This window comes from Streptomyces sp. NPDC048484 (genome assembly GCF_040651415.1).
Classification (GTDB): Bacteria; Actinomycetota; Actinomycetes; order Streptomycetales; family Streptomycetaceae; genus Streptomyces.
Genome location: NZ_JBEZJY010000034.1, coordinates 75,133 through 90,399, shown reverse-complemented (window position 1 = coordinate 90,399; position 15,267 = coordinate 75,133). Strand labels below are relative to the sequence as shown.

Here is a 15,267-nt window from a genome sequence, read left to right as displayed (position 1 = left end):
CCGTTCCCCGACGCCGTTCCCGGCGGGCCCCAGCGGGTCCCCCGGTTTCCGAAGAGAAGTGATCCGCCCGCAGTGCTGAACGATCTCGACGAACGCATCGTGCACGCCCTCGCCGAGGATGCCCGGCGCTCCTACGCCGACATCGGTCAGGAGGTCGGGCTGTCCGCGCCCGCCGTGAAACGGCGGGTGGACCGGCTGCGGTCCACCGGGGCCATCACCGGGTTCACCGTTCGCGTGGACCCGGCGGCGCTCGGGTGGGAGACCGAAGGGTTCGTCGAGATCTACTGCCGCCGCAACACCTCGCCCGAGACCATTCAGCGAGGGCTTGAGCGGTATCAGGAGATCGTGGCCGCATCCACCGTCACCGGGGAGGCCGATGCGGTCGTGCAGGTCTTCGCCTCCGACATGCGGCATTTCGAGCGGGTGCTGGAGCGGATCGCCGGGGAGCCGTTCGTCGAACGGACGAAGTCCGTGCTGGTGCTTTCGCCGTTGTTGCGGAGGTTCTCCTCAGGGGCGCCCACGTAGCGCTCTGCGGGGACGGGCGCCCCTTGTGGGGCTCTGGGGGAGTCGGATATTTCGCTGGGCAGGCCGGTTGGCCCGGACTAGCATCGGTGTCATGACCTGGCGACATTGATTCACCAGCCGTGCCTTCCGAAGGTCCCGAGGACCGCCTCGGACGCCGTACCTCCGGCGTCCGAACTCTCTCCGCGGTCCCTTCGGGAAGGCCTCATGACACTCTCACCTGCGCGTGTGCCCGACGCCGGTGCCGGTTCCGGCTCCGCCGTCCGGCAGCTGACGGCCACGCTGTACGGCTACGCGTTCCTCGACGACTTCGTCCTGCTCTATCCGGTGTACGCGCTGCTGTTCGCCGACTCCGGGCTCACGGTCTGGCAGATCTCCTCGCTGTTCGCCCTCTGGTCGATCACCGGTGTGTTCCTGGAGGTCCCCTCCGGCGCCTGGGCCGACTCGGTGTCCCGCCGGACGCTGCTGTGGCTGGCCCCGCTGCTCACCGCCACGGGCTTCGCCCTGTGGGTGACCGTCCCGTCGTACGGCGCCTTCGCGCTCGGCTTCGTCCTGTGGGGCGCCGGGGGAGCGCTCAGCTCGGGTGCGCGGGAGGCACTCGTCTATGACGAACTGGACCGGCTCGGCGCCGCCGACCGGTACGCGCGCGTCATGGGCCGGGCACGAGCGGTGGGCCTGCTGGCCGTGATGGCCGCGATGGCGCTCGCCGGCCCGGTGTTCGCACTGGGCGGCTACCCGGCCGTGGGCACGGCCAGTGTGCTGGCCTGCCTGCTGGGCGCGGCGACGGCGACCCGTTTCCAGGAGCACCGGGTACCGAAGGCGGCCGACGACGACGGCGAGAGCAAGAGCGATGGCAAGAGCAGTGGCTGTGGCGGCAGTGGCGGTGGCGGTGGCGGCTGGACGGTGTCCCTGCGGGGCGGACTGGCCGAATGCCGGGAGAACCGGTCCGTGCGCCGCGCCCTGCTGCTCGTACCGGCCGTCGCCGCGGTGTGGGGCGCTCTCGACGAGTACACGCCGCTGCTGATCCGTGACACCGGGGTGGCCGACCGTACGGTGCCCTACCTGCTCCTGCTGGTCTGGGCGATCGTCACGGCCGGCAGTTTGCTGGCCGGGGCCGCCGAACGCCTGGGCACGACCGGGCTCGCGGTGCTGCTCGCGGGCGGCGGGCTCGCCCTGGCCGTGGGCGCGGCCACCCGGACCCCGGCCGGTCTCGTTCTCGTGGGCGTCGCCTTCGGCTGCTTCCAGCTGGCGGAGGTGCTCGCCGACGTCCGGCTCCAGCACCGTATCGACGAGACCCGCAGGGCCACCCTGACCTCCTTCGCGAGCCTGGGCACGGAGGTGGTCACGGTCGCCGTGTTCGGCGTGTACGCGCTGATCGGTACGACCGCCGCGCACAGCACCGTCTTCGCCGTGCTCGCGGTGCCCTACCTGGTGACGGGGCTGGTGCTGGCGGCCAGGAAGCGGGGTGCCGAGGCACGGCCGTGAAGCCCCCGGTGCCCTTCCTGACCTGACGACCCGGACGCGCAGCCATGCAGCGACCCGGGGCGCGCAACGAATCGCCGCCCGGCCCCTCATGCACGCAACGATCAGCTCACCGACGCGCAACGGCTGCTCCTTGTCCCCCGGAACCCGCCGCCCGTACCGTCGATCTGGCTGCCCGTCCGGCCCTCCAGACCCTTCGCCCCCGGTGAGGAACACGCATGCGCACCGCCCTGCTCCAGAGCTCCGGCCGCCCCGGATCCGTCGTCGAGAACCTCAAGGTCCTCGACGGGGCCGCGCGCCGTGCCGCCGCCGCGGGCGCCGGGCTGCTGATCGCCCCGGAGCTGTTCCTCACCGGCTACGCGATCGGCGCCGATGTGCACCGGCTGGCCGAGCCCGCCGACGGCGACTCCGCGGACGAGGTCGCCGAGATCGCTGGCCGGCACGGCGTGGCTATCGTCTACGGCTACCCGGAGCGCTCCTCGGACCTGGTCTTCAACTCGGCCCAGCTGATCTCCTGCGACGGCACGCGCCTCGCGAACTACCGCAAGACCCATCTCTTCGGCTGCTTCGAGCAGGAGTGGTTCACCCCCGGCGACGAGCCGGTGGTCCAGGCCGAGCTGGACGGGCTCCGGGTCGGCCTCATGATCTGTTACGACGTGGAGTTCCCGGAGAACGTCCGCGCGCACGCCGTCGCCGGCACCGACCTCCTCGTGGTGCCCACGGCCCAGATGCACCCGTTCCAGTTCGTCGCCGAGTCCGTCGTGCCGGTGCGCGCCTTCGAGAACCAGATGTACGTCGCGTACGTCAACCGGGTCGGCGCGGAAGGGGAGTTCGAGTTCGTCGGGCTCTCCACCCTGGCGGGCCCCGACGGCGGCGCCCGGGCCCGCGCGGGCCGCACGGAGGAACTCGTCCTCGGCGAGGTGGACCCCGTTTTCCTCGCCGCCTCGCGCGAGGCCAACCCGTATCTGAAGGACCGTCGCCCCGGCCTCTACGGGGCCCTGGTCTGACACCCCCACACAACCAGCCCCACCAGCCGCACCAAAAGCTTTCGTGCAAGGAGTCCGTACCCCATGACGTCCACGGTGCCCCCCGCCGTCCCGCACACCGGCGCACAGCCGCCGATCACCATGTTCGGCCCGGACTTTCCGTACGCGTACGACGACTTCCTCGGGCATCCCGCGGGCCTGGGCCAGCTGCCGGCGACCGAACTCGGCACCGAGGTGGCGGTCATCGGCGGCGGCCTCTCCGGCATCGTGGCCGCGTACGAGCTGATGAAGATGGGTCTCAAGCCCGTCGTGTACGAGGCCGACGAGATCGGCGGCCGGCTGCGGACGGTGGGTTTCGAAGGCTGCGACCCCTCCCTCACGGCCGAGTTGGGCGCGATGCGTTTCCCGCCGTCCTCCACGGCGCTCCAGCACTACATCGACCTGGTGGGGCTGCGGACCGAGCCGTTCCCCAACCCCCTGTCCCAGGCCACGCCCTCGACCGTCGTCGACCTCAAGGGCCAGTCGCACTACGCCGAGACGCTCGCCGACCTGCCGCAGGTCTACCGTGACGTGGCGACCGCCTGGAACGCCTGCCTGGAGGAGGGCGCCGACTTCTCCGACATGAACGAGGCGATGCGCGAGCGCGACGTCCCCCGCATCCGCGAGATCTGGGCGAAGCTCGTGGAGAAGCTCGACGACCAGACCTTCTACGGATTCCTCTGCGACTCCGAGGCGTTCAAGTCCTTCCGCCACCGCGAGATCTTCGGTCAGGTCGGCTTCGGCACGGGCGGCTGGGACACCGACTTCCCGAACTCCATCCTGGAGATCCTGCGCGTCGTCTACACCGAGGCCGACGACCACCACCGCGGCATCGTCGGCGGCAGCCAGCAGCTCCCGCTGCGCCTGTGGGAGCGCGAGCCGGAGAAGATCGTGCACTGGGCGTACGGGACCTCGCTGGCCACGCTGCACGACGGGGAGCCCCGGCCCGCCGTGACCCGCCTGAACCGCACCGCGGGCAACCGGATCACCGTCACCGACGCCTCCGGCGACATCCGTACGTATCAGGCGGCGATCTTCACCGCCCAGTCCTGGATGCTGCTCTCCAAGGTCGCCTGTGACGACGCGCTGTTCCCGATCGACCACTGGACCGCGATCGAGCGCACCCACTACATGGAGAGCTCCAAGCTCTTCGTGCCGGTCGACCGGCCGTTCTGGCTCGACAAGGCCGTCGACGACAGGGGGAATCAGACCGGCCGGGACGTCATGTCGATGACGCTCACCGACCGTATGACGCGCGGCACCTACCTCCTCGACGACGGTCCGGACCGGCCCGCCGTGATCTGCCTCTCCTACACCTGGTGCGACGACAGCCTCAAGTGGCTGCCGCTGTCGGCGAACGAGCGGATGGAGGTCATGCTGAAGTCGCTCGGCGAGATCTATCCGAAGGTCGACATCAGGAAGCACATCATCGGCAACCCGGTCACCGTGTCCTGGGAGAACGAGCCCTACTTCATGGGCGCGTTCAAGGCCAACCTGCCCGGCCACTACCGCTACCAGCGGCGCCTGTTCACGCACTTCATGCAGGACCGGCTGCCCGAGGACAAGCGGGGCATCTTCCTCGCGGGCGACGACATCTCCTGGACGGCCGGCTGGGCCGAGGGCGCCGTACAGACCGCGCTCAACGCCGTGTGGGGCGTCATGCACCACTTCGGCGGCGCGACCGACCCGGCCAACCCCGGCCCCGGCGACGTCTACGACGAGATAGCTCCGGTGGAACTCCCCGAGGACTGAGGCGGTGCCCTTCGGGGGCGCGCCTCGGCGGTTTCCAGGGGCGCGGGGAACTGTGCGACCAGCCCCCACCGGCCCGCAGGTAAGTCACTGCCCGGGCAGCGCAAGATCCGGCCCAACTCCCAGCGGGGTAAGCAGACAACGGCCCACCAGCCCGACCCCCGTGTCGAGCCGCTCGACGAACTCCTCGGCCAGGTCGGGGAGTTCGCGCAGGGCCCACACGGCTCGCGCGGCGGACCACGCCGCGTCCCGCGCCCGCTCCAAACTCCAGGCGCCCAGCAGATGGGTCAGCGGATCGGCGATCTGGAGGAGGTCGGGCCCCGGCATCAGATCCTCACGGATCCGCTCCTCCAGCGAGACGAGGACATCACCCACCCGGTCGAACTCGTCCTCCAGCTCGCCCGGTTCGCAGCCGAGCGTACGACAGGCGTCCACCACCGCGAGCGCCAGATCGTGCCCGATATGCGCATTGATACCGGCGAGGGCGAACTGCAGCGGACGTACTCCGGGATGACCTCGCAGCTGGAACAGCGGCCGCCAGCACGCGGGGGGACGGCGCTCCTCCGCGACCGCCTCGACGGCCCCGAGGTAGCGCTCCGCGAACCGCACGTCCAGGGCGATCGCGGCCCGCGCGTCGGGGAAGCGCCCCGCGTCCAGGTGTCTGCCGACCTCCTCGGTGACGGCGAGGTAGACACGGTTGAAGACCGCGACCCCGTCACGCTCCGGCCAGCCCGCACCGAGCGCACGCATCCGGTGCAGCACCGCGTCGAGGCTGTCAACGTGTGCCGCGTCTTCTCCGAAGCATTCCAACCGCACCATGACGGCAGGGTCCCAGGCCTAGGGTGTGTGCCGGGCCGCCGGGCCGAGCGCTTCCCCAGAACGGGGTATTACGCGGGGCCCGGAGGAGGGGGAGCACCACGTGTCAGTCCGACGTGCCGAGCGTCTGGCCGCGAGGAGGGCGGAGCGCCGACGGGCCGCCCGGCGTGGTGCCATGGTGGCGGTGGCCTCCGCCGTCGTCGTGGTCGGCACCGTGACGGGGATGATGTCCGCGCTGGACGACGGCCGGGGCGACGACGAGGCGCGCCCCGACGCGACCAGTTCGCCGCTCCTGCAGCCGCTGCCCGCCGTGCCCACCCCCTCGCCCTCGACGACCTCCGGCTCCCCGTCGCCCTCGCCGTCCGCCTCCAGGGCGGGGCCGAGCCCGAAGCACTCGAAGTCCGCGTCGGCGAAACCGCGTACCGAGCCCGCGTCCGTGCGGCTGTACCGCCATTCCGACTCCCAGGTCCTGGACTGGGTCCGGGCCAACCCCGACGATCCGCGCCGCTCGGTCATCGAGTCCCGGATAGCCGACCGGCCCGCCGCGGTCTGGTTCGCGGACTACACGCCGTCGAACATCACCGCCCGCGTCAGGGCGGTCACGTCGGCCGGTGCGGCGAAGGGCAGCGTGCCGGTCCTCGTGCCGTACGCCATACCGAACCGTGACTGCGGCGGGGCCTCGCAGGGCGGTGCGCCCGACCTCGGCGCGTACGACCGATGGATCGAGAAGTTCGCGGCGGGCCTCGGTTCGGGTGACGTCGTCGTGATCCTGGAGCCCGACGCGACAGCCCAGTCCGAATGTCTCTCCGAGAGTCAGCGGACGGCGCGTTTCGCCTCGTTGGCCCGGGCGGGCCGGGTCCTCAAGGCGGCGCACCCGAAGGCACGGGTCTACTTCGACGCGGGCCACTCGGACTGGCACTCACCGGGGAAACAGGCCGGACTGCTGCGCCGGGCCGGGGCCGCGTCCGCCGCGTCGTCGGACGGGATCTTCAGCAACGTCTCCAACTTCAACCGCACCGGCGACGAGGTGGCGTACGTCCGCCGGACCCTCGACGCGCTCGGTGGTCCCGCGAGTCTGGGCGCCGTGATCGACACCAGCCGCAACGGCAACGGCGCCCCGGACGACGGCGAGTGGTGCGACCCCGGGGGCCGCAAGCTGGGGCAGGCGCCGACCCTGAAGACCGGAGAGGCCCGGATCGACGCCTATCTGTGGGTGAAGCTGCCGGGCGAGTCCGACGGCTGCAAGGGCGCACCGGGGACGTTCACGCCCGACTACGCCTACGACTTGGCACGCTGACCGTTCGTCGAGCCGTAGCCGGAGCCGGCTTCGGAGTCCTCGGTGGGTGCACCGGAAGCCGGAACCTTCGCGTCCGCCGTGCCTGCCTCGGTGCCCGACGTACCGGCCTTCGTGTCCGGGGTGCCGACCGCTGCGCCCGCCGTGCGGCCGCTGGACCGCAGGACGCCCGCGAACGCGGTGATCCCGAAAGCCAGCGCGGTCACCAGGACGAAGGAGGTCACCAGGCTCGTCGCACCCGCGACGGTACCGATCGCGGACGGGGCGATCAGGCCGGAGGTGTACGTGATGGTGGCGACGCCCGCGATGGCCTGGGCCGGATTCGGCCCACTGCGGCCGGCCGCGGCGAAGCAGAGCGGTACGACCACGGCGATGCCGAGGCCCAGCAGCGCGAAGCCGGTCATGGCCAGGGCGGCGTTCTTCGCCAGCACGACGAGCAGTGCGCCGGCGGTGGCGAGAAGGCCGCTGACCTGCACCGTGCGCACCGGTCCGAACCTGTCCACCACCGCGTCGCCGGCGAACCGCGCGAGCGCCATGGTCAGGGTGAAGCCGGTCGTGCACGCGGCCGCGAGGCCGGCGGAACTTCCGATGACGTCCCGCAGATAGACCGCGGACCAGTCCAGGCTCGCCCCCTCCGCGAACACCGCGCAGAAGCCGATCGCGCCGATGAGCAGCGCCGACTTCGGCGGCAGCGCGAAACGCGGGGGCGGTTCCGTGTCGTCGGTGGCGCGCAGGTCCAGTACGCCCTGGCAGGCGACGATGCCGAGCACGGTGAGCGCCACGCCGGCGAGCGCGTGGTGCACACGGGCGTCCGTGCCCAGATGTGCGGCGAGCGTACCGGCGGCCGAGCCGACCAGGGCGCCCGCGCTCCACATGCCGTGCAGCCCTGACATGATCGACTTGTCCAGCCGGTTCTCGACCTCCACGCCCAGGGCGTTCATCGCCACGTCGGCCATGCCCGCCGTCGCCCCGTACACGAAAAGGGCCAGGCACAGGGTGAGCAGGTTCGGCGCGAGCGCCGGGAGGGCGAGAGCGAGCGTCCACAACGAGATGAGTCCGCGCAGAGCCGTGCGGGCGCCGAAGCGGTGACTGATGCTGCCCGCGATGGGCATGGACACGGAGGCGCCGATCGCGGGAAAGGCGAGCGCCAGGCCGAGCTGCCCCGCGCTCACCGACGCGTGGTCCTGGATCCATGGCACGCGTGTCGCGAACGAGCCGGTGACGGCCCCGTGCACGGCGAACACCGCCGCCACGGCGTACCGGGAGCGCTTCACCTCGCGCCGGTCGTAGACCACTGCACTCATTCTTCCGGCCCCTGCCTGTCGTCCTCTGTCATTCCCTGTTGCCCTCTGGCGTTTTCTGTTGTCCTCCCGCTCTGCCGCCGTAAACTATCAGGCAGCTTGCCTGATAGATAGACGGTTTTTGAGCCCGCCGCCGACGGTGGCCCTGATCTGGAAGGATCCCGGCATGCCCGCATCACCGAGCACCGCCCGGGCCATCAACGACCGGCTCGCCCTGCGTCTGCTGCAGCAGGAAGGGCCCTTGACGGCTGGGGAGTTGAAGCAGCTCACCGGCCTGTCCCGGCCCTCCGTCGCCGACCTGGTGGAACGCCTCGCCGCGGCCGGGCTGATCGGCGTGACGGGGGAGTCGGGTGAGCAGCGACGCGGTCCGAACGCCCGTCTGTACGGCATCGTCGCCGACCGGGCGCATCTGGCGGCCCTCGACCTGCGCACCGAGGGTGTGGCCGTGGTCGTCGCGGATCTGTTGGGCACGGTGCTGGCCGAAGCGTCGGTTCCGATCGCGGACGAGACGGACACCGGGCTCGCCGTCGAGCAGGCGGTCGCGCTGGTCGAACGTACGGCCAAGGAGGCGGGTGTCGAGCGGCTGCACACCGTCGGTGTCGGGGCCCCCGGCCTGATCGACCCCGCCACCGGTGAACTTCGCAACTCCTCCGGCCTGCCCGAATGGCACCGCCGTCTCGCCGCGGCCCTCCAGGAGCGGCTGCCGGCCCGCGTCGTCGTCGAGAACGAGACCAACCTCGCGGCCCTGGCCGAGCAGCGCGAGGGGGCCGCCCGCGACCGCGACACCTTCGCCCTGCTCTGGTTCGGCCACGGGATCGGCGCCGCCGTGGTCCTCGACGGCGTCCTGCGCCGGGGTGCCTCCGGCGGCACCGGGGAGATCGGCTTCCTGCCGGTGCCGGGCACGGGCGGCCTGCCGTCCGCGACGGACTGCGAGGGCGGCTTCCACTCGCTCGCGGGCGCCGCCGCGATCACCGAACTGGCGCACCGGCACGGCGTCGTGGCGCCCGCCCTGTCCCATGAACCGCATGCGGCGGCGCTGGTACGCGAGGCGGTGTCGCGCACCACCGGCGCGACCACCGGCTCCGCCTCGGCCTCCGGATTCCTCGACGTGCTCGCGGATCGCGTCGCCCTCGGTGCCGCGTCCGTGATCGCCGTGCTGGACCCGGGATGCGTGGTTCTCGCCGGTGAGGTCGGCCGGGCGGGCGGCGAAGTGCTGGCGGCCCGGGTGCGGGACCGGCTCGGCCGGATGACACCACTGCCCACCGAGGTGCGGGCCGGCGCTCTGGGCGGCGGCGCGGTCCTGCGTGGCGCGCTGCTGACGGCGCGCGACGGGGCCCAGGACGAGCTGTTCGCGCCTCCGGAGAGATGAGGCGGGGTCGCCGGTCGCCTCCCGAGGCGTGGCCAGGGGCGCCCCGAAGCCCGGGCCCTTGCGCGTGTCCCCGAGTTCGTACCCGGATGCGGAGACCGGGATGCGGAGACCCGGCGGCGGGGCAAGGGCCTCCGTCACCGCCGCCGGGTCGATCTGGGGTGGGCCGGCGATCGCGGGCCCGGAGAGGCGCCGGTGAACGCAGACCCTAGAGAGGACTAGACCAAAGCGTCAATAGGTTTGGACCATTACCGGACACCTTGCTCCTGGGAAAATTGACGCGTCACGAGTGTCCCGTGAAGTCCATCGGTACACTTTGTGAGCCACCCCACAACATTCACTCGTATGGGTGTCGATCAGGCGTGGCACACTGAGTCTGTACCAGAAGCAGCGCACTCCGGGGTCGGTGAAAGTCCGAACCGGCGGTTACAGTCCGCGACCCGGTCGCTTCCAGCGGCCGGTTGACCAGGTGAAATTCCTGGACCGACGGTTAAAGTCCGGATGGGAGGCAGTGCGCGGCGGGCGGGCATTCGTGCGCGCCGCCGTCTGTTTCGGCGTGTCCTACGGGCACGTCCTACGCGGCGTCGCCCTCGGTGCCCCCGCTCGTTTCACATCTGTCGTCATCGACAGGCCCCGGAGTCCGTGCCCGAAGAGGCAGGAGGACCCGGGAAGTGTTCACCGGAATCGTTGAAGAGCTGGGTGAGGTCACCGCCGTCGAGAACCTCGGCGACGCCTCCCGTTTCCGGCTCCGTGGCCCCGTGGTCACCGAAGGTGCACGTCACGGAGACTCCATCGCTGTCAACGGCGTCTGTCTGACGGTCGTCGACCACGAAGGCGGCGAGTTCACCGCCGACGTGATGGCGGAGACCCTGAACCGCTCCAGCCTCGGCGTCCTCGCCGTCGGCTCCCGCGTCAACCTCGAACGGCCCATGGCCGTCGGCGAGCGCCTCGGCGGACACATCGTGCAGGGCCACGTGGACGGCACGGGCGAGGTCATCGAGCGCAAGCCGTCCGAGAACTGGGAGATCGTGAAGATCTCGCTGCCCGCGGACCTCTCGCGCTACGTGGTCGAGAAGGGCTCCATCACCGTCGACGGCATCAGCCTCACCGTCGTCGACGCCGGCCCCGACTTCTTCACCGTCAGCCTCATCCCGACCACCCTCGACCTGACCACCCTCGGCCGCAAGCAGCCCGGTGACCCGGTCAACCTCGAGGTCGACGTGATCGCCAAATACGTCGAGCGGCTGCTCGGCCCGCAGGGGCAGGCAGGGGGGCGGACCGGGCTGCCCGGCACCGCCACCGGTACGCAAGGAGCGACACGGTGAACTGGCTCAATTCCGAGGCGTTCACGCTCTTCGATCAGCACATCAAGTGGGCCGACATGATCGGCAACGTGATCGGGCTGATCGGCCTCGCCCTCGGCTGGCGCCGCTCCATCTGGACCTGGCCCGTCCAGTTCCTGTCCGGCGCCATCCTCCTCGCCGCCTTCGCCACCGCCCACCTCTCGGGCAGCGCGGGCAAGCAGCTGGTGGTCATGGCCGTCGCGCTGTGGGGCTATCAGCAGTGGAACCGCCGCAAGGGTGGCTCGGCCATGGGCACGGACGGCTCCATCGCCGTCCGGTTCGCCACCTGGCGCGAGCGTGGATACCTGCTCGGCGCCGCGGCCGTGGGCACCCTCGCGGTGGGGAGCCTCTTCACGGCGTACCCGTCGCTCTCCTGGGACCCCTGGCCCGACGCGTACATCTTCGTCGGCACGGTCGTCGCGATGTACGCCCAGGCGCGCGGCATGGTCGAGTTCTGGTTCGCCTGGCTGCTCGTCGACCTGGTGGGCGTGCCGCTCAACTTCGCCAACGGCTTCGCGTTCTCCGGATTCGTCTACATCATCTACGGCGCGCTCGTCCTGTGGGGCATGCGCGACTGGTGGCTGCGCTCCCGCAAGGCCGGGCAGCCCGTCCTGGAAGGAGCCCCGGCATGACAAGCGCACCGGTCTGGTACAGCACCGGACACGATCAGGACACTTCGGACTTCGCTCTCGACCCGGTCGAAAGGGCCGTCGCGGACATCGCCGCGGGCCGCCCCGTCGTGGTCGTCGACGACGAGGACCGGGAGAACGAGGGCGACCTCGTCATCGCCGCCGAGAAGGCGACCCCCGAGATCATCGCCTTCATGATGAGCGAGTGCCGCGGTCTGATCTGCGCGCCCATGGAGGGCGACGAGCTCGACCGCCTCCAGCTCCCGCAGATGGTCGAGAACAACACCGAGTCGATGCGCACGGCCTTCACGGTCTCCGTCGACGCGGGCCCCGCCTACGGCGTGACCACCGGCATCTCGGCCACCGACCGCGCCACCACGCTCCGGCTGCTGGCCGGCGGCGAGGCCGAGGCGACCGACTTCGTACGCCCCGGCCACATCTTCCCGCTGCGCGCCAAGCCCGGCGGTGTACTCGTCCGCAACGGCCACACCGAGGCCGCCGTCGACCTCGCCCGGCTCGCGGGCCTGCGGCCGGCCGGCGCCATCGTCGAGATCGCCGGTGAGGACGGGCGGATGCTGCGCCTGCCCGAGCTGATCCCGTTCGCTCGCAAGCACGGACTGACGATCATCTCCATCGAGGACCTGATCGCCTACCGCCGTACCGCCGAGCCCACGGTCCGCCGTGAGGCCAAGACCCAGCTCCCCACCGCCTTCGGCGAGTTCACGGCCTACGGCTACCGGTCCACCGTCGACGGCGTCGAGCACGTCGCGCTGGTCCACGGCGAGATCGGCGACGGGGACGACGTCGTCGTGCGCGTCCACTCCGAATGCCTCACCGGCGACGTCTTCCACTCCCTGCGCTGCGACTGCGGCCCCCAGCTCGAAGCCTCCCTGGAGCGCATCCAGAGCGAGGGCCGCGGCGTCGTCGTCTACCTCCGCGGCCATGAAGGGCGCGGCATCGGGCTCCTGTCCAAGCTGCGCGCGTACGAGCTCCAGGAGCGCGGCCGCGACACCCTCGACGCCAACCTGGAACTCGGCCTGCCCGCCGACGCCCGCGACTACGCGGCCGGCGCGCAGATCCTTGAGGACCTCGGTGTCCGCAGCCTGCGGCTGATGACCAACAACCCCGACAAGACCGACGCGCTCGTCCGCCACGGCCTCAAGGTCACGAGCCGCGAGCCGATGCCCGTACAGGCGGGCGAGCACAACCTCCGGTACCTGCGCACCAAGCGGGACCGGATGGGGCACGATCTGCCCTGGCTGGACACGACCACCGTGTCCGCCTGCGGCAACCAGTAACAGCACAGCACAGCACGAACGGCACAGCACGAGGAGACACACACGTGAGCGGCAAGGGCGCACCCGAACTGTCCGTACGCAACTGCGGTGACCTGCGGGTCGCCGTCATCGCGGCACAGTGGCACGAGAAGGTCATGGACGGACTCGTCGACGGCGCGCTGCGCGCCCTCGGCGAGCTGGGAATCGACGAGCCGACCCTCCTGCGGGTCCCCGGCAGCTTCGAGCTGCCGGTCGTCGCGAAGGTTCTCGCGGGCCGCGGTTACGACGCGATCGTCGCGCTCGGCGTCGTCATCCGCGGCGGCACCCCGCACTTCGAGTACGTGTGCCAGGGCGTCACCCAGGGCCTCACCCAGGTCTCCATCGACACCGGTGTCCCCATCGGTTTCGGCGTGCTGACCTGTGACACCGAGGAACAGGCCCTGGACCGCGCGGGCATCGAGGGCTCGAACGAGGACAAGGGGCACGAGGCGGTGACGGCGGCCGTGGCGACCGCGGCCACCCTCCGATCGGTATCCGAACCCTGGCGCTGACGTAGGCCCGCGAGCGCGTAGGGTGAACACCACCATGTCCAAGAAGACTTTCGAGGAGCTCTTCACCGAGCTCCAGCACAAGGCAGCCACCGGCGACCCCGCCACTTCCCGCACCGCTGAGCTGGTCGGCAAGGGGGTCCATGCCATCGGCAAGAAGGTCGTCGAAGAGGCCGCCGAGGTCTGGATGGCCGCAGAGCACGAGGGCAAGGAAGCAGCCGCCGAGGAGATCTCGCAGCTGCTCTACCACGTCCAGGTGATGATGGTCGCTCGCGGCATCACCCTGGACGACGTGTACGCCCACCTCTGAGCCCTCGCACCCGACACCCGCACGCCCCCGCTCCCGCACGAACACGCACGAACGAAGGAAGCCGACCTCATGCTGCGCATCGCCGTCCCCAACAAGGGTTCCCTGTCAGGCCCCGCGGGGGAGATGCTGCATGAGGCCGGCTACCAGCAGCGCCGGGAGGCCAAGGAGCTCAGGATCGTCGACCCGGAGAACGAGGTCGAGTTCTTCTACCTGCGCCCCCGGGACATCGCGATCTACGTCTCCTCCGGCCGCCTCGACATCGGCGTCACCGGCCGTGACCTGCTCATCGACTCCGCGGCCGACGCCGAGGAGATCCTGCCGCTCGGTTTCGCCCGCTCCACCTTCCGTTTCGCGACCAAGCCCGGCACGGCCAGGACCATCGAGGACCTCGTCGGCAAGACCGTCGCCACCTCGTACGAGGGCATCGTCGCCAAGTACCTCGCCGACCAGGGTATCGACGCGTCCGTCGTGCACCTCGACGGCGCCGTCGAGACGGCCATCGAACTCGGCGTCGCCGAGGTCATCGCGGACGTCGTCGAGACCGGCACCTCGCTGCGCAACGCGGGCCTTGAGGTCTTCGGCGAGCCGATCATGAAGTCCGAGGCGGTCGTCATCCGCCGTACCGGCGCGGAGACCTCCGGGGACACCGAGCCCAAGGTCCAGCAGTTCCTGCGCCGTCTCCAGGGCGTCCTCGTCGCGCGGACCTACGTGATGATGGACTACGACTGCCGCGTCGAGCAGTTGGAGAAGGCCGTCGCGCTCACCCCGGGTCTGGAGTCGCCGACCGTCTCGCCGCTCCACAACGAGGGCTGGGTGGCCGTACGCGCCATGGTCCCGTCCAGGGAAGCCCAGCGGATCATGGACGACCTGTACGAGATCGGCGCGCGGGCCATCCTGACCACGGCCATCCACGCCTGCCGCCTCTGAGGAACAGCTTCGCCATGTCGGACGTACCAGAGCTGCCCGCTCTCCCCGTGACCTTCAGGCCCGGGCGTACCCGTGCCGTGCTGCTGACCGCCGGTACCACGATGTTTGTGGTCATCACCACGGTCGCACTGCTGCTTGAGAAGCTCGGTCCGGGGGAGCGGCTCAGCTTCGTCTTCACCGGGGCGCTGCTCTTCGGCGTTCTCGTCCTGCTGGCCCGCCCGAAGGTCGTCGCCGACGAATCCGGGGTCACCGTCGTCAACATCACCAACACAAGACGGCTGGCCTGGGCGGAGATCCTGCAGGTCAACCTGCGTCCGGGGGACCCGTGGGTCTTCCTGGACCTCAGCGACGGCACCAGTCTGCCCGTGCTCGGCATCCAGCCGGGCATCGCCAAGCAGCACGCCATCAGCGACGCCCGTGCCCTGCGCGCACTCGCCGAGGCCCACTCCCTCGGCGAGGAGGACGGGCCGCACGACGAACATCACGGCTGACTCTCAGCCCTCCACCCTGCCGTCCGGGCCCATATCTTGATTAATCTGTTGGCGGAGGCGTTTTCGTTGCGTCTTTGCCGCTGACTTTCCCCCCGGAATTCATCGGCCCCCTGCTAGTCGAGGAGTGACTCCCTCCAGCGATGGACGGATCGTCCTGTAGTACCTGCGCCGCCCCCTCCCGACCCAT

The 15,267-nt window shown here is 70.7% G+C and carries 15 protein-coding genes and 1 riboswitch; of the genes, 13 read left to right on the top strand and 2 right to left on the bottom strand.

From position 1 onward, the window contains the following. Nucleotides 1-72: 72 nt before the first annotated feature. The 4 genes from AB0D14_RS30475 (at nucleotide 73) to AB0D14_RS30460 (ending at nucleotide 4,781) form a co-directional block, all read left to right on the top strand. Nucleotides 73-525, top strand: a complete 453-nt coding sequence (locus AB0D14_RS30475; RefSeq protein ID WP_362785532.1) for an Lrp/AsnC family transcriptional regulator — start codon at nucleotides 73-75, stop codon at nucleotides 523-525. Nucleotides 526-729: 204 nt separating this feature from the next. Next, entirely contained in the window at nucleotides 730-2,007 is a 1,278-nt protein-coding gene (locus AB0D14_RS30470) for an MFS transporter (protein ID WP_362785529.1), read from the top strand. Nucleotides 2,008-2,222: 215 nt separating this feature from the next. After that, on the top strand, nucleotides 2,223-3,011 hold the full coding sequence (locus AB0D14_RS30465; RefSeq protein ID WP_362785526.1) for a carbon-nitrogen hydrolase family protein: 789 nt from the start codon (nucleotides 2,223-2,225) through the stop codon (nucleotides 3,009-3,011). A gap of 63 nt (nucleotides 3,012-3,074) precedes the next feature. Beyond that, nucleotides 3,075-4,781: an NAD(P)/FAD-dependent oxidoreductase gene (locus tag AB0D14_RS30460; RefSeq protein ID WP_362785523.1), complete on the top strand. Its 1,707-nt coding sequence runs from the start codon at nucleotides 3,075-3,077 to the stop codon at nucleotides 4,779-4,781. A gap of 84 nt (nucleotides 4,782-4,865) precedes the next feature. Here AB0D14_RS30460 and AB0D14_RS30455 read toward each other — a convergent pair whose 3' ends face one another. Next, complete coding sequence (locus AB0D14_RS30455) at nucleotides 4,866-5,597, bottom strand: DUF5995 family protein (protein ID WP_362785520.1); 732 nt, start codon at nucleotides 5,595-5,597, stop codon at nucleotides 4,866-4,868. 172 nt (nucleotides 5,598-5,769) lie between these two features. On the opposite strand from AB0D14_RS30455, the gene AB0D14_RS30450 reads away from it, so the two are divergent. Further along, nucleotides 5,770-6,891: a glycoside hydrolase family 6 protein gene (locus AB0D14_RS30450; RefSeq protein WP_362785599.1), complete on the top strand. Its 1,122-nt coding sequence runs from the start codon at nucleotides 5,770-5,772 to the stop codon at nucleotides 6,889-6,891. Here the strand turns inward: AB0D14_RS30450 and AB0D14_RS30445 are convergent. Then, nucleotides 6,873-8,192, bottom strand: a complete 1,320-nt coding sequence (locus tag AB0D14_RS30445) for an MFS transporter (RefSeq protein ID WP_362785517.1) — start codon at nucleotides 8,190-8,192, stop codon at nucleotides 6,873-6,875. The two genes, AB0D14_RS30450 and AB0D14_RS30445, sit on opposite strands and share 19 nt — an antisense overlap. A 163-nt stretch (nucleotides 8,193-8,355) precedes the next feature. Between AB0D14_RS30445 and AB0D14_RS30440 the strand changes: the two genes are divergently transcribed. From AB0D14_RS30440 to AB0D14_RS30405, 8 genes are all read left to right on the top strand, one after another. After that, on the top strand, nucleotides 8,356-9,558 hold the full coding sequence (locus AB0D14_RS30440; protein WP_362785514.1) for an ROK family transcriptional regulator: 1,203 nt from the start codon (nucleotides 8,356-8,358) through the stop codon (nucleotides 9,556-9,558). 385 nt (nucleotides 9,559-9,943) lie between these two features. Next, nucleotides 9,944-10,074, top strand: a riboswitch (FMN riboswitch). A 152-nt stretch (nucleotides 10,075-10,226) separates the two neighbouring features. Further along, nucleotides 10,227-10,880, top strand: a complete 654-nt coding sequence (locus tag AB0D14_RS30435) for a riboflavin synthase (protein WP_362785511.1) — start codon at nucleotides 10,227-10,229, stop codon at nucleotides 10,878-10,880. Then, a complete protein-coding gene (locus AB0D14_RS30430; RefSeq protein WP_362785508.1) occupies nucleotides 10,877-11,530 on the top strand; it encodes a nicotinamide mononucleotide transporter family protein in 654 nt (217 codons plus the stop codon). The genes AB0D14_RS30435 and AB0D14_RS30430 overlap by 4 nt, the downstream gene beginning before the upstream one ends. Then, nucleotides 11,527-12,825: a bifunctional 3,4-dihydroxy-2-butanone-4-phosphate synthase/GTP cyclohydrolase II gene (locus AB0D14_RS30425; RefSeq protein WP_362785505.1), complete on the top strand. Its 1,299-nt coding sequence runs from the start codon at nucleotides 11,527-11,529 to the stop codon at nucleotides 12,823-12,825. Before AB0D14_RS30430 ends, AB0D14_RS30425 begins: the two co-directional genes overlap by 4 nt. A gap of 44 nt (nucleotides 12,826-12,869) precedes the next feature. Continuing rightward, nucleotides 12,870-13,355: a 6,7-dimethyl-8-ribityllumazine synthase gene (ribH, locus tag AB0D14_RS30420; protein WP_362785502.1), complete on the top strand. Its 486-nt coding sequence runs from the start codon at nucleotides 12,870-12,872 to the stop codon at nucleotides 13,353-13,355. A 34-nt stretch (nucleotides 13,356-13,389) separates the two neighbouring features. Then, nucleotides 13,390-13,662 carry a phosphoribosyl-ATP diphosphatase gene (locus tag AB0D14_RS30415; protein ID WP_149510532.1) on the top strand — a complete coding sequence of 91 codons (273 nt, stop codon included), beginning with the start codon at nucleotides 13,390-13,392 and terminating at the stop codon, nucleotides 13,660-13,662. A 69-nt stretch (nucleotides 13,663-13,731) separates the two neighbouring features. Next, nucleotides 13,732-14,589, top strand: coding sequence for an ATP phosphoribosyltransferase (gene hisG, locus AB0D14_RS30410; RefSeq protein WP_362785499.1), 858 nt, complete (start codon nucleotides 13,732-13,734; stop codon nucleotides 14,587-14,589). Nucleotides 14,590-14,603: 14 nt separating this feature from the next. Beyond that, entirely contained in the window at nucleotides 14,604-15,080 is a 477-nt protein-coding gene (locus tag AB0D14_RS30405; protein ID WP_362785497.1) for a PH domain-containing protein, read from the top strand. Nucleotides 15,081-15,267: the final 187 nt, after the last annotated feature.